The sequence below is a fragment of the Streptomyces sp. NPDC058291 genome, assembly GCF_042880855.1.
GTDB lineage: Bacteria > Actinomycetota > Actinomycetes > Streptomycetales > Streptomycetaceae > Streptomyces.
In genome coordinates this window covers 115,020-127,837 of sequence record NZ_JBHVYK010000012.1, presented here as the reverse complement: position 1 = coordinate 127,837, position 12,818 = coordinate 115,020, and the positions used below count along the sequence as shown (strand labels likewise).

11 protein-coding genes are annotated in these 12,818 nt (G+C 73.8%); all 11 read left to right on the top strand.

Features of this window, described 5'->3' with window-relative positions; genetic code table 11:
* Positions 1-246: 246 nt before the first annotated feature.
* The 11 genes from ACFVYK_RS09100 to ACFVYK_RS09050 all read left to right on the top strand — a co-directional run bounded on the left by ACFVYK_RS09100 (position 247) and on the right by ACFVYK_RS09050 (position 12,561).
* Positions 247-660: a DUF3151 domain-containing protein gene (locus ACFVYK_RS09100; protein WP_389770461.1), complete on the top strand. Its 414-nt coding sequence runs from the start codon at positions 247-249 to the stop codon at positions 658-660.
* Between the two features lie 225 nt (positions 661-885).
* Positions 886-1,731 (top strand): tryptophan 2,3-dioxygenase family protein, encoded by an 846-nt coding sequence (locus ACFVYK_RS09095; RefSeq protein ID WP_389770458.1) that lies wholly within the window; start codon positions 886-888, stop codon positions 1,729-1,731.
* On the top strand, positions 1,724-2,911 hold the full coding sequence (kynU, locus tag ACFVYK_RS09090) for a kynureninase (protein WP_389770455.1): 1,188 nt from the start codon (positions 1,724-1,726) through the stop codon (positions 2,909-2,911). Before ACFVYK_RS09095 ends, kynU begins: the two co-directional genes overlap by 8 nt.
* A 268-nt stretch (positions 2,912-3,179) precedes the next feature.
* The gene (locus ACFVYK_RS09085) at positions 3,180-4,076 is read left to right on the top strand and encodes an alpha/beta hydrolase (RefSeq protein WP_389770453.1); all 897 of its coding nucleotides are present in this window, start codon (positions 3,180-3,182) and stop codon (positions 4,074-4,076) included.
* Between the two features lie 188 nt (positions 4,077-4,264).
* Positions 4,265-5,365, top strand: coding sequence for an alpha/beta hydrolase (locus tag ACFVYK_RS09080; protein WP_389770451.1), 1,101 nt, complete (start codon positions 4,265-4,267; stop codon positions 5,363-5,365).
* A 289-nt stretch (positions 5,366-5,654) separates the two neighbouring features.
* Complete coding sequence (locus tag ACFVYK_RS09075) at positions 5,655-6,848, top strand: acyltransferase (protein WP_389770480.1); 1,194 nt, start codon at positions 5,655-5,657, stop codon at positions 6,846-6,848.
* On the top strand, positions 6,841-8,274 hold the full coding sequence (locus tag ACFVYK_RS09070) for a sensor histidine kinase (RefSeq protein ID WP_389770448.1): 1,434 nt from the start codon (positions 6,841-6,843) through the stop codon (positions 8,272-8,274). The genes ACFVYK_RS09075 and ACFVYK_RS09070 overlap by 8 nt, the downstream gene beginning before the upstream one ends.
* Before the next feature lie 145 nt (positions 8,275-8,419).
* Positions 8,420-9,097, top strand: a complete 678-nt coding sequence (locus ACFVYK_RS09065) for a response regulator (RefSeq protein WP_389770446.1) — start codon at positions 8,420-8,422, stop codon at positions 9,095-9,097.
* 167 nt (positions 9,098-9,264) lie between these two features.
* Positions 9,265-10,635 (top strand): sensor histidine kinase, encoded by a 1,371-nt coding sequence (locus tag ACFVYK_RS09060; protein ID WP_389770443.1) that lies wholly within the window; start codon positions 9,265-9,267, stop codon positions 10,633-10,635.
* Entirely contained in the window at positions 10,632-11,297 is a 666-nt protein-coding gene (locus ACFVYK_RS09055) for a response regulator (RefSeq protein ID WP_389770441.1), read from the top strand. The genes ACFVYK_RS09060 and ACFVYK_RS09055 overlap by 4 nt, the downstream gene beginning before the upstream one ends.
* Before the next feature lie 46 nt (positions 11,298-11,343).
* Positions 11,344-12,561, top strand: coding sequence for a cytochrome P450 (locus tag ACFVYK_RS09050; protein WP_389770439.1), 1,218 nt, complete (start codon positions 11,344-11,346; stop codon positions 12,559-12,561).
* The last annotated feature ends 257 nt before the right edge of the window (positions 12,562-12,818 follow it).

Genomic DNA, 12,818 nt, shown 5'->3' with positions numbered 1-12,818 from the left:
CCCGGTCCCGCCCCGGCCCCGGTCCCGCCCCGGTCCCGCCCCGGCCCCGGTCCCGACACCGCTCCCTCTGTCCCGACACTGCCCCGACACCGCCCCGGTCCCGACACCGCCCCGACACCGCCCCGGTCCTGACACTGCCCCGGCCCCAGTCCCGGCCTCGTCCCGGTCCCGGTCCCGGACGTCGGCGACGGGCGGGTTTCGTGGGCGGCCGGCCGCGGCGGGCGGCCGATGCAGCAGACTGGAGTCATGTCCCTTCACGAAAACCTCCTCGGGGGCCCGCCCCCGACCCACCTCCCCGACGACCCCGAGCCGCGCGAGCTCCTCGCGAACGGCACGGCGCCCGCCGACGTCGCCGCGAAGTACCCGACGTCCTCGCTGGCCTGGGCCCGGCTCGCCGACGACGCGTTCGAGCGGGGCAGCGTGGTGGAGTCGTACGCGTACGCCCGCACGGGATACCACCGCGGTCTGGACAGCCTGCGCCGGAGCGGCTGGAAGGGGCACGGTCCGGTGCCCTGGGAGCACGAGCCGAACCGCGGTTTCCTGCGCGCCCTGCACGCCCTCGCCCGCGCCGCGCAGGCGATCGGCGAGCAGGAGGAGTACGAGCGCTGCTCCCAGTTCCTGAAGGACTCCTCCCCGACGGCGGCCCAGACCCTGGGCTGACCCGACTCTGGGCTGACCGGACCCTGGGCTGACCCGACTCTGGGCTGACCCCGGGCGGGCCCAGGGCCGGCCCGCACGCGGTACGTGTGGCCCGTCCGGTCCTGTGTGACCGGACGGGCCTTGCGTTCTGGGGTGGGAATTGCGCAGGATGCCGGTGGGGACCGGGGCGTCCTGTCGAAAACGGCAGGGGCGGACCGCTACCCGGAGCAACAACAGGAGACAGCGATGTCCCAGCAGGCTCAGCCCGACGAGGCTTCGGAGCCCGAGACCCCGCATCTCGACTTCGCCGGCACGACGCCGTACGAGGACTACGTCAAGGCGGACGTGCTCACCCACCTCCAGCACACCCTCTCCGACGACCCCGGCGAGATGGTCTTCCTGGTCACGACCCAGGTGATGGAGCTGTGGTTCACCGTGATCGTGCACGAGTGGGAGACCGCCGCCCGCGCGCTGCGCGAGGACCGGGTGCCGGTGGCGATCGACGCGCTGAAGCGTTCCGTCCGCGAGCTGGACGCGCTGAACGCGTCCTGGAAGCCGCTCGGGCAGCTCACCCCGGCCCAGTTCAACTCCTACCGCTCTGCGCTCGGCGAGGGCTCGGGCTTCCAGTCGGCGATGTACCGGCGCATGGAGTTCCTGCTCGGCGACAAGTCGGCGTCGATGCTGGTCCCGCACCGCGGCGCGCCCCGCGTGCACGCCGAGCTGGAGAAGGCGCTGCACGAGCCGAGTCTGTACGACGAGGTGCTGCGCCTGCTGGCCCGCCGCGGCCACGCCGTCCCCGCCGCCGTCCTGGAGCGCGACCTGGCGCGGCGGTACGAGCCCTCGGCGGAGGTCGAGGCGGTGTGGACGGCCGTGTACTCGGGCGACGGCTCCGACGAGGTGGCGCGCCTCGGCGAGGCGCTGACCGACGTCGCCGAGCTGGTGTGGCGCTGGCGCAACGACCACCTGGTCGCCACCCGTCGCGCGATGGGCGCGAAGGCGGGCACGGGCGGCTCGGCCGGCGTGGCCTGGCTGGAGAAGCGCGCGCAGAAGAACGTCTTCCCGGAGCTGTGGACGGCGAGGTCCCATGTCTGACCTGGCCCGCACCGCGCAGCAGCTGGACGCCCGCGACCCGCTCGCCGCCCGACGCGCCCTGTTCGTGATGGACGAGGGCGTCTATCTCGACGGCAACTCGCTGGGCGCGCTCCCGCGTTCCGTCCCCGGCCGCGTCGAGGAAGTCGTGCGCCGGCAGTGGGGTGCGCTGAAGATCCGTTCCTGGGACGAGAGCGGCTGGTGGACGGCGCCGGAGCGGATCGGCGACCGGATCGCCCCGCTGGTGGGCGCGGCGGCCGGACAGATCGTGGTCGGCGACTCGACCAGCGTCAACGTCTTCAAGGCGCTGGTGGGCGCAGTGCGTCTGGTGGACGACGCCCGCGACGAGATCCTCGTCGACGCGACGACGTTCCCCACCGACGGTTACCTGGCCGAGTCCGCGGCCCGGCTGACCGGTCGCACGCTGCGCCCGGTGCGGCCGGACGAGGTGCCTGCGGCGCTGTCCGGGCGCACGGCCGCCGTGCTGCTCAACCACGTCGACTACCGCACCGGCCGGCTGCACGACCTGCCGTCGCTCACCGCAGCCGTGCACGCGGCCGGCGCGATCGCCGTCTGGGACCTGTGCCACAGCGCGGGCGCGCTGCCGGTGGGCCTGGACGAGCACGGGGTGGACCTGGCGGTCGGCTGCACCTACAAGTACCTCAACGGCGGCCCGGGTTCACCGGCGTACCTGTATGTGCGCAGCGGGCTGCAGGACCGGTTCGACTCCCCGCTGCCCGGCTGGAACTCGCACGCCGAGCCGTTCGGCATGCGGGAGGCCTACGAGCCGGCGGCCGGCGCGCTGCGCGGGCGCGTCGGCACTCCTGACATCCTGTCGATGCTCGCCCTGGAGGCGGCGCTGGAGGTCTGGGACGGGGTCTCGATCGACGCGGTGCGGACGAAGTCGCTGGCCCTGACGGACTTCTTCCTGGAGTGCGTGGCGTCGTACGTCCCCGAGGGGCGCGTCGAGTCGCTGACCCCGGCGCCTCACGAGGAGCGTGGCAGTCAGGTGGCGCTGCGCTGCTCGCCCGACGCCGGCGACGTCATGAAGCGGCTGATCGAGCGCGGGGTCGTCGGCGACTTCCGCCGCCCGGACGTCCTCCGGTTCGGCTTCACCCCGTTGTACGTCGGTTTCGCCGACGTGGAGCGGGCGGCGCGGGTGCTGGCGGAGGAACTGCGCTGATCCGGCCGGGGGTTGATTGAACCGGCGGGCTTTCCTGGGCGTACTGGGGGATACGTCCAGGAGGCCGTGGTCCCGTGGCGGGCAGTCCGACGGGGTGACACGCCAGCAGAACCGTTTACCTCTCACCGTGCGTGACCATCCCCGTGTCCGCGCACGTCACGGGCCTGGTACCGTCCCGGCCAACGGCCGAATTCCCTCCTGGTCCGCCACGTCCTCCCCCAGTGCCGAAAGCCTGGGAGGTACCCCCATCGCCGCTGAGAGGTTGAGCATGCCGGACGACGTTGTCGCAGCCCGGGCCGTCGCCGAGGAGGAGTCGGCGTTCGCGCATCCGCCCGTCGACCCCGACGTCACCCTGGCGTACGGCGACCACCCCGACCAGGTGATCGACTTCTACGTCCCGCGCGTGGAGGCGGGGCCGGGCGGTTCGGTGCCGCTAGTCGTCGTGCTGCACGGCGGGGCCTGGCGGGCGCCGTACGACCGGCGGCACATCACGCCGTTCGCGGACCACCTCGCCCGGCGGGGATTCGCCGTGGCCAACGTGGAGTACCGGCGCGGCGCCGACGGCGCTGTCGCGGGCGAGGGCCCACAGGGGACGTCCCCGGTCGCGGGCCGCTGGCCCGACACCTTCGACGACGTCGCCGCGGCCCTGGACGCGCTGCCCGATCTCGCCCGCGAGGCGCTGCCGCAGGCGGACGTGCGCCGCACGGTCCTCACCGGACACTCGGCGGGCGGCCACCTCGCGCTGTGGGCGGCGAGCCGACACGTCCTGCCCGCCGACGCCCCGTGGCGCACGGGCCGCCCCGTCCCGCTGCGGGGCGTCGTGGCGCTCGCCCCGATCGCCGACTTCGCGGTCGCCGGGAAACTGGACGTGTGCGGCGGTGCGGCCCGCCAACTCCTGGGCGGCGAGGAGTGGTTCGAGGAGCGCAGACCGTACGCGGACCCGGCGCTGCTGCTGCCGACCGGCATCGCCACGACCCTGGTCCAGGGCCGGAGCGACCTCGTCGTACCGGAGGCGGTCGCGGAGGCGTACGCGGACGCGGCGGCGAAGGCGGGAGAGGTGGTGGGCGTGACCTTCCTGGAGGACGTCGGCCACTTCCCGTTGATCGACCCGGCGGCCGACGCGTGCGCGGTGGTGGCGGAGGAGATCGCCCAACTTGCCTGGTGAGACCGGCTGTTGCCGGGAGCGCGTGCAGTGGGCCGGGTCGTCCCGGACCCCGTAGGTGTCGTACCCGTAGTACCTGAGAGCTACAAGGCAGAACAGCTCCCCGGCGGGACGCGGACGACGAGCCCTGATCCGTAACTTCCCTGTCAGACGGGCCCGATGGCCGGGCGGACTGGCGGGGGAGGGGCGGGATGGCGCAGCTTCGAGTGCGCGGGCGGCGGCACGTCGGACACGAGCGGGAGCGGCTGGACCGGCGGGATCGGCGGGAGGGGCTGGACGGTCGGGACCGGCGGGAGCAGCCGGAGGGGCTGGACCGGCGGGAGGGCGTGTCTCGTGGGAGGCGCCGACTGCCCGCCCTGCTCGCTCTCCTCATCACCGCCGCCGTGGTCGTCCCGCTCACCGCGGCCGCGGCCCGGCCGCGTATCCCGGCGCCGGCCCCCGCCGCCCTGGCCCGGGTGACGGCGGCGACGCTGGAGGAGGCGTACGCCGCGAACCGGGCCGACGCCGCTCTGGCCGCCCGGATGTCCGCCGCGCACGGGGACCGTCATCGTGCGTCCGCCGACCGTGCCCTGGCCGCCCCCTCCCGCCGACTGCTCGCCTTCGACGGCCGCGGCCCCGGCCGGGCGGTCGAGGTGCTCGGCGATCTGGCGCACGCCGACCGTGTCGCCGTGCTCGTACCGGGCTCCGACACCTCGCTGGACACCTACGAGCGCTTCCACGCCGGCGCGGCCGCCCTACGGCAGCGGCTCGACCGGCAGCCGGGCGCCGGCTCGCGGACGGCGGTGGTGGCGTGGCTCGGCTACTCCACCCCCGGCACGATCAGCACGACGGCCATCACCCCGACCCGTGCCGAGGAAGCCGCTCCCGACCTGCGGGGCTTCCTGCGCGAGCTGCGTACGGTGACCGGCGCGGACGCCGACGTCATCCTGCTGTGCCACTCCTACGGCACGGTGGTGTGCGCTCGGGCCGCCTCCCACCTGGACGCGAGCGACCTCGTCCTCCTCGGCAGCCCGGGCACGGGCGCGGACTCCGTGGCGGGCCTGCACACCCGCGCGCGGGTCTGGGCGGCCCGCGGCGCCGACGACTGGGTGGCGGACGTCCCGCACGTCGGCGCGGACCTGTTCGGCATCCGGGTCGGCTTCGGCGCCGACCCGATGTCCTCCTCGTTCGGCGCCCGCGTCTTCGCGGCGGGCTCCGGCGGCCACAGCGACTACTTCCGGCCGGGCTCGGTCGCGCTGGCCAATATCGCCCGGATCGTCCTCGGCGACGCCTCGGAGGTCACCGGTGCGTGAGACACACGGGAACCGGCCGGACGGGCAGGACGGGCAGGACGGGCAGGACGGGCAGGACGGGCAGGACGGGCAGGACCGGCGGGACTGGCGGGACGGGGACGGGCAGGACCGGCGGGACAGGCAGGACCGGCGGGACCGGCCGGACGGGCAGGACCGGCGGGACCGGCGACCGGATGGGCAGGACGGGCGGGACCGGCAGGACGGGGACGGGCAGGACCGCCCGGACGGGGACGGGCGGGACCGGCCGGGCCGGGGTGACAGCCGCGAGGGGCGGAGCCGGCCGACTGCGCTGTGCCGGCTGCGCCTTGCGGCGGCCCGGATCGACGCGGCCACGCCCCCTCGGCGCGACCGGGCCGTGGACGCGCTGCGCGCCCTGGCGATCTGCGGCGTCGTCCTCGGGCACTGGCTGGTCACGGCGCTCGTCTCCGACGGCGGCACGCTGCGCGCCGCGAGCCCGCTGGGCTCCATGCCCTGGCTGGCCCCGGTGTCGTGGATGTTCCAGACGCTGGCGGTGTTCTTCATGGTGGGCGGCCATGTGGCGACCAGAAGCCTCGCTTCGGCACGGGCGCGCGGCGGGACCTACGGCGGGTGGCTGAGAGCCCGGCTGGCCCGGCTGTTCGTCCCGGTGGCGGCGGTCCTCGCGGTGTGGGCGACGGCGGCGGCCGGACTGCTGCTGGGCGGCGCGTCCTTCGTCACCGTGCACACCGTGGTCAAACTGGCGCTGTCCCCCTTGTGGTTCCTGCTGGTGTTCACCGCGCTGACGGCGGCGACCCCGTTGCTGGTCCGGCTCAACCCGCTGTGGCCGCTGGCCGTCGTTTTCCATGTGGACCTGGTGCGCTTCGGCCTGGGCGGCCCGTCCTGGCTGGGCTGGGTGAACCTGGCCGCCGGCTGGCTGGTGCCGTACACCCTGGGCGCGGCCTGGACCCGGGGCGAGCTGGAGCGCCCCCGCGCGGGGTGGACGCTGTTCGTCGGCGGGGCGGCGGTGGCGGCGGCGCTCGTCGGCTGGGCGGGTTATCCGGCGTCGATGGTGGGCGTTCCCGGCGCGGCGGTGTCCAACCTGGACCCGCCGACGCTGGCCGCCGTCGCCTTCGGCCTCGCCCAGTGCGGCCTGGCCCTGCTGCTGCGCGACCGTCTGCGCCGGGCCATGACCCGTCCACCGCTCTGGGCGGCGGTGGCGGTGGTCAACCTCTCGGCGATGACGGTGTTCCTCTGGCACCAGACTGCCATGATGGCGACCACCGCGACCGGCCTCTTCGCGGGCCGACTGCCCGGCCTGCACACGCTGCCCGACGGCCTGGACTGGGTGGGCTGCAGACTCCTGTGGCTGCCGGTCTTCGCCGGGGTCCTGGCGGTGTGCTGGGCGGCGTTCCACTCCTACGAACGGGGAGCGCGCCCGGGGGACGGCCGCGGGAGCCGGGTGGTCCGTGTCCACCGCCGTCGACGCCCTGATCCGGCGGGGATCGAGGTGGCCCGCAATGCCTAGGGTTGAGCTCGTGAACGGCGAGGAGAGCAGCAGGCCACCCGACCGCGCCCCCCGGGCCCGCGCCGGCAGGCCTCGCATCCGTCGCCTTCGTCGGCTGCGGGTGCTGGGGTATGCGGTGGTGTGCTGGGCCGCGCTCGGCATCGGGCTGTCCGTCACGGATCAGATGGGCCGCTATGACGTGGGCATGGAACTCGCGGTCCTGGTCGGGTTGGTGCAGGGCGCGGCCGTCGTCCTCGCCCTGTGGCGGCCGGTCCCGGCGTGGGCGCTGTCCCTGGCCGGCGTCGTCGTCGCCGCGCTGACGGCCCGCCCCACCCTGCAGGACCATCCGCTGCCGGGGCCGCACTGGCCGTGGACCACCGCCCAGATCGTCGCCCAGGCCGTCGTCCTCCTGCTGCTGGCGCTGCGCGCGCGTCCCCGGGTGTCCTTCTCGGCACTGGGGGCCACCGCGGTGATGACGTGGCTGGTGCAGGGCCTCATCGGCGGGGCGGTCTACACCTCCACGGGCGTGACGGCCGTCGCGATCTTCGGCGCGGTCGTCCTCGTCGGCACCGCCTTCCGCGGTCTGGGCGAGGCCCGCACCCAACTCGTCGAGCAGGAGACGATCACCGCCGAGGAACGCGCCCGCCGTACCGTCCTGGAGGAGCGCAACCGGATCGCGCGCGAACTGCACGACGTGGTCGCCCACCACATGTCCGTGATCTCCATCCAGGCCCAGGTCGCTCCCCACCTGGTGGAGAACCCGTCCGAGGAGCTGAGGGAGAACCTGGCCGGCATCCGGCAGAACGCCCTGGAGGCGCTGGGCGAACTCCGGCGGGTGCTCGGGGTGCTGCGCTCGGAGAACCCCGAGGACCCCTATGGCCTGGGCGCGGCCGGCGCCGGAGCCGCTCCGGACACCCCCCAGCCCACGCTCGACCGGCTGGACGCCCTCTTGGAGAACACCCGCGCGGCGGGCCTCGACGTGGTCGCCGTCGTCGAGGGCGGGGCGCCGGCCTACCCGCCGGGCGTGCAGCTGTCGGCGTACCGGATCGTCCAGGAGGCGCTGAGCAACGCCCTGCGGCACGCGCCGGGTTCCCGGGTGCGGGTGACGCTCGGCCATCACGCCCGGGGTCTGTACCTGGAGATCGCCAACTCCCGCCCGCGCCACCCGGTGCGGCCGTCTCCCGGAGCGGGGCACGGTCTGCTCGGGATGCGGGAGCGGGCGACGATGCTGGGCGGCCACGTCAGCGCGTATCCGACCCTGCACGGCGGGTTCGCGGTGTCGGCGTTCCTGCCCAGGGACGGTGTGCCGTCCGCCCTCGACGACTCCGACGACCTCGACGCCCTCGGCACGCCGGAGGGCCTCGAACTCATCTTCCCGGACGACCACCCGCGCGACGGCCGGAACGAGCCGCACGACGATCCGCCCGCCCCGACGACGACGACCTGAACGCCCCGTACGACGACCTGAACGCCCCGTACGACGCCCCGCATGACCTGAACGATCCGCATGACCTGAACGGGCCGGACGGCCGTGAGCGTTCGGGCGACCGGCAGGGCCGGGAGCGCCGGCCCTCGACGCGAAAAGAGAAACGATGACGACCGGCGGCACCATCCGCGTACTGATCGCCGACGACCAGCAGATGGTCCGGCAGGGCTTCACCGTGCTGTTGAACGCACACCCGGGCATCGAGGTGGTCGGGCAGGCGGTGGACGGCTTCGACGCCGTGGCGAAAGTCGCCGAGCTGGCCCCCGACGTGGTGCTGATGGACATCCGGATGCCCGACCTCGGGGGCATCGACGCCACGCACCGGATCACGCTCGACCACCCCGGCATCAAGGTGCTGGTGCTCACCACCTTCGACCTCGACGAGTACGTGTACGAGGCGCTGCGGGCCGGCGCGTCGGGCTTCCTGCTCAAGGACGCCTCCGCGGAGCAGCTGGCCGAGGCGGTCCGGGTGGTGGCCGCCGGCGACGCCCTGCTGGCCCCGGGCATCACCCGCAAGCTGATCACCGAGTTCTCCCGCCTCGACGGCAAACCCCGGGCTCCGCTGAAGGAACGGATCGGCGGCCTCACCGAACGCGAGACGGAGGTGCTCTCCCTCATCGCGCAGGGCCTGTCCAACGCGGAGATCGCGAACCACCTCGTCGTCGCCGAGCAGACCGTGAAGACGCACGTGGGCCGCATCCTGGTGAAACTGGGCCTGCGGGACCGCACCCAGGCCGCGGTGTTCGCCTACGAATCGGGACTGGTGAGGCCGTCGGGGTACTGAGCGGCGGCGACCGGCGACGACCGGCGGCGGACCGGCGGCGGACCGGCGGCGTCCTGGGACCCGCATGGGGGACCCGCAGCGTGGGACCGTAGTCCTTGAGACGGATCCACGGGAACCCCTCTCACTGGTGACGACCGCGGCCCCCGGCTGCGCCTACCGTTTTCATCGTGACCGAGACGACGCAGACGCAGCCCGTGCACCCGCACGGCCCGGACGACCCCCACGAGGCCCACGAGGCCCAGCGGCCGCGCAGCCCGGAGTTCCGGGCGGCCGCGGAAGCCCTGCGCGGCCTGCGACAGGACCTCTTCCATGACGCCTTCGCCTACCGCCCGCTGCCCCGCAAGCCGGCCTCGGAACGCCGACTGCGCAAGGGGAAGGCCGGCAAGCGGGAGTACGCGGCCTGGTCGCGGCACGCGGTGGTCGGAGCGGCCGGCGCCTTGGCGATGTTCATCGCCTGGGTGGACGACCAGGACGGCGTTCTGGGCCTCCTGACCGGCCTGCTCGCTCTGATCCCGGTGCTGCTGACGCTGGTGCGGCCGGTGGGCGCGTTCTGGCTGTCGCTCGCGGCGACCACGGTCACCGCCGTCGTCGGGACGTCGTACGGCGACTGGCCGTGGCTGCCGAGCAGTTTCGCCGCCCATCTGATCGTCCTGACGGTCGTGGCGATACGCACCCGTCCGCGCACGGCGGCGTGGATGTGGCTGCTGACGGCGGCCTACGGCTTCGTCGCCGAGACGCTCTTCCACGGGGGCCAGTACGCCTCGAACAGCGCCCCCATGCTGGTGTTCTCCGCGCTCCTCCTGCTCGCCGTCACCGTCTGGCACATCCGTCGGCAGGCCGAGGAGGAGGTGACGGCCCAGCAGACGGTGACCGCGCACGAGCGCTCGCGGCGCACCCTGCTGGAAGAGCGCACCACGATCGCGCGCGAGCTGCACGACGTGGTCGCGCACCACATGTCGGTGGTGGCGATCCAGGCGGAGGCCGCCCCCTACCGGGTGGAGAACCCGCCGCCGGAGCTGGAGAAGGCCTTCGTCACGATCCGGGAGAACGCGGTGGCCGCTCTCACGGAGCTGCGCCGGGTCCTGGGCGTGGTCCGCGCCGAGGACTACGAGGTCCCCGACGCCCCGCAGCCCACCCTCGCCGAGCTGGAAGGGCTCCTCGCCAACGTGCGGGAGACCGGCCTGGACGTGGAGAAGACGGTCACCGGCGCGGTGCGCGAGCTGCCGCAGGGCGTGGAACTGTCGGCGTACCGGATCGTCCAGGAGGCGCTGAGCAACACCCTGCGCCATGCTCCGGGCGCGAGCGCCCGCGTGGAGATCGGCTATGTGCTGGGCGGTCTGGGGCTGCGGATAGTCAACGACGCCCCGCCGAACCCGACGCTGATCAAGCCCTCGCCCGGGGCCGGCCACGGCGTCACGGGGATGCGGGAGCGGGTCACGATGCTGAACGGTGAGATGACGGCGGAGCCGACGCCGGCCGGCGGTTACGAGGTGACGGTGTTCCTGCCGGTGCCTGCCACGAGCGAGAGTGGAACATGACGATCCGTGTATTGATCGCCGACGACCAGATGATGGTGCGCGAGGGCTTCTCGGTCCTGCTGAACGCGATGCCGGACATCGAGGTGGTGGGCGAGGCGGTCAACGGCCGGGAGGCGGTGGACCGTGTCCGTGAGCTCTCTCCCGACGTGGTCCTGATGGACATCCGTATGCCGGAGCTGAACGGCATCGAGGCGACGAGGGAGATCGTGGCGGCGGACGGGTCCGCGAAGGTTTTGGTGCTGACCACCTTCGACCTGGACGAGTACGTCTACCAGGCGCTTCGCGCGGGAGCCTCGGGCTTCCTCCTGAAGGACGCGTCGGCCCGCCAACTGGCCGACGGGGTGAGGGTGGTGGCGTCGGGGGAGGCCCTGTTGGCCCCGTCCGTCACCAGGCGCCTGATCACGGAGTTCTCGAAGCTGTCCGACGCCCCGCGGCTGTCCGCGACGGCCCAGGCGGCGTACGGCGACCTGACCGACCGGGAGACTGAGGTACTGGTCCTGATCGCGCAGGGGCTGTCCAACGCGGAGATAGCCGAGCGGCTGGTGGTGGCGGAGTCGACCATCAAGACGCACGTGAGCAGGATCCTGGTGAAACTGGGCCTGCGCGACCGCACCCAGGCCGCGGTGTTCGCCTACGAGGCGCGGCTGGTGACTCCTGGCTAGCCGGACCCCCCTGGTCAGCGGACCGCCCAGCGGTTAGCGTCCGTTCATGGCAGCAGTCGACGATCTCTCCTTCGCTCCCTGGGACCCCGCGTTCGTGTCGGACCCGTACCCGGCGTACGCCGAACTGCGGCAGCGGGGGCGGGTGATCTACTTCGAGCCGACCGACCAGTGGCTGGTGCCGCGGCACGCGGACGTCTCGGCGCTGCTGCGGGAACGGCGGCTGGGGCGGACGTATCAGCACCGGTTCACGCACGAGGACTTCGGGCGGACGGCGCCGCCGGCCGAGCAGGAGCCGTTCCACACGCTCAACGATCACGGGATGCTCGACCTGGAGCCGCCGGACCACACCCGGATCCGGCGGCTGGTGTCCAAGGCGTTCACCCCGCGCACCGTGGAGCGGCTGCAGCCGTATGTGCGGCGGCTGGCCGGGGAGCTGGTGGACCGGCTGGTGGCGCAGGGCGGGGGCGATCTGCTGAGCGACGTCGCCGAGCCGCTGCCCGTCGCCGTGATCGCGGAGATGCTGGGCATCCCGGAGTCGGACCGGGCGCCTCTGCGGCCCTGGTCGGCGGAGATCTGCGGGATGTACGAGCTGAACCCGTCCGAGGAGACCGCGGCGAGGGCGGTGCGGGCCTGCGTCGAGTTCTCGGACTATCTGCGGGAGCTGATCGCAGAGCGGCGCAAGGAGCCGGGGCAGGACCTGATGTCGGGTCTGATCGCCGCGCACGACGAGGGCGACCGGCTCACCGAGCAGGAGCTCATCTCGACCGCCGTGCTGCTGCTGAACGCCGGTCACGAGGCGACCGTCAACGCCACGGTCAACGGCTGGTGGACGTTGTTCCGGCATCCCGAGCAGCTGGCGGCGCTGCGGGCGGACCACTCGCTCGTTCCGTCCGCCGTCGAGGAGCTGATGCGGTACGACACCCCGCTCCAGCTCTTCGAGCGCTGGGTGCTCGACGACATCGAGATCGACGGGACCGTCGTGCCCCGGGGAGCCGAGATCGCGATGCTCTTCGGCTCGGCGAACCACGATCCGGCCGTCTTCGCCGAGCCGGACCGGCTCGACCTCGCCCGCGCCGACAACCCGCACATATCGTTCAGCGCGGGCATCCACTACTGCATCGGCGCGCCCCTGGCCCGGATCGAGCTGGCGGCCTCCATGACCGCCCTGCTGGAGCGGGCCCCGACCCTCGCGCTCGCCGCCGAGCCGCGGCGCAAGCCGAACTTCGTGATCCGGGGGCTGGAGGGGCTCAGCGTGACGCTCTGACCCGGCTGAGCCCGGCCCTCAGCGCGCCAGGCCGCCGGCCGTCCCGCCGAACAGCGCCAGGAGCAGTTCCGCGTGGCCTCCCGGCCTCCCGGCTCCGGGGCCTCCCCGGCCCCCGGGCTCGCCGGCTCGCCGGCGCGCCGCGTAACCGGGCCGCCGGGCCGTCTGGCCGACGCCGCCGGGCCGACGTCGCCGGGCCGACGTCGCCGGGCCGGCGTCCCGGGTGGCGCGCTCGGGTGGCGTGCCTCATCGGTTCGGCA

What these genes read in the sequence shown, in the direction of transcription:
- ACFVYK_RS09080 (WP_389770451.1), top strand. Translation starts at nt 4,265, where the DNA reads ATGGCGCAGCTTCGAGTGCGCGGGCGGCGGCACGTCGGACACGAGCGG.
- ACFVYK_RS09095 (WP_389770458.1), top strand. Translation starts at nt 886, where the DNA reads ATGTCCCAGCAGGCTCAGCCCGACGAGGCTTCGGAGCCCGAGACCCCG.
- ACFVYK_RS09085 (WP_389770453.1), top strand. Translation starts at nt 3,180, where the DNA reads ATGCCGGACGACGTTGTCGCAGCCCGGGCCGTCGCCGAGGAGGAGTCG.
- ACFVYK_RS09065 (WP_389770446.1), top strand. Translation starts at nt 8,420, where the DNA reads ATGACGACCGGCGGCACCATCCGCGTACTGATCGCCGACGACCAGCAG.
- kynU (WP_389770455.1), top strand. Translation starts at nt 1,724, where the DNA reads ATGTCTGACCTGGCCCGCACCGCGCAGCAGCTGGACGCCCGCGACCCG.
- ACFVYK_RS09055 (WP_389770441.1), top strand. Translation starts at nt 10,632, where the DNA reads ATGACGATCCGTGTATTGATCGCCGACGACCAGATGATGGTGCGCGAG.
- ACFVYK_RS09050 (WP_389770439.1), top strand. Translation starts at nt 11,344, where the DNA reads ATGGCAGCAGTCGACGATCTCTCCTTCGCTCCCTGGGACCCCGCGTTC.
- ACFVYK_RS09070 (WP_389770448.1), top strand. Translation starts at nt 6,841, where the DNA reads ATGCCTAGGGTTGAGCTCGTGAACGGCGAGGAGAGCAGCAGGCCACCC.
- ACFVYK_RS09100 (WP_389770461.1), top strand. Translation starts at nt 247, where the DNA reads ATGTCCCTTCACGAAAACCTCCTCGGGGGCCCGCCCCCGACCCACCTC.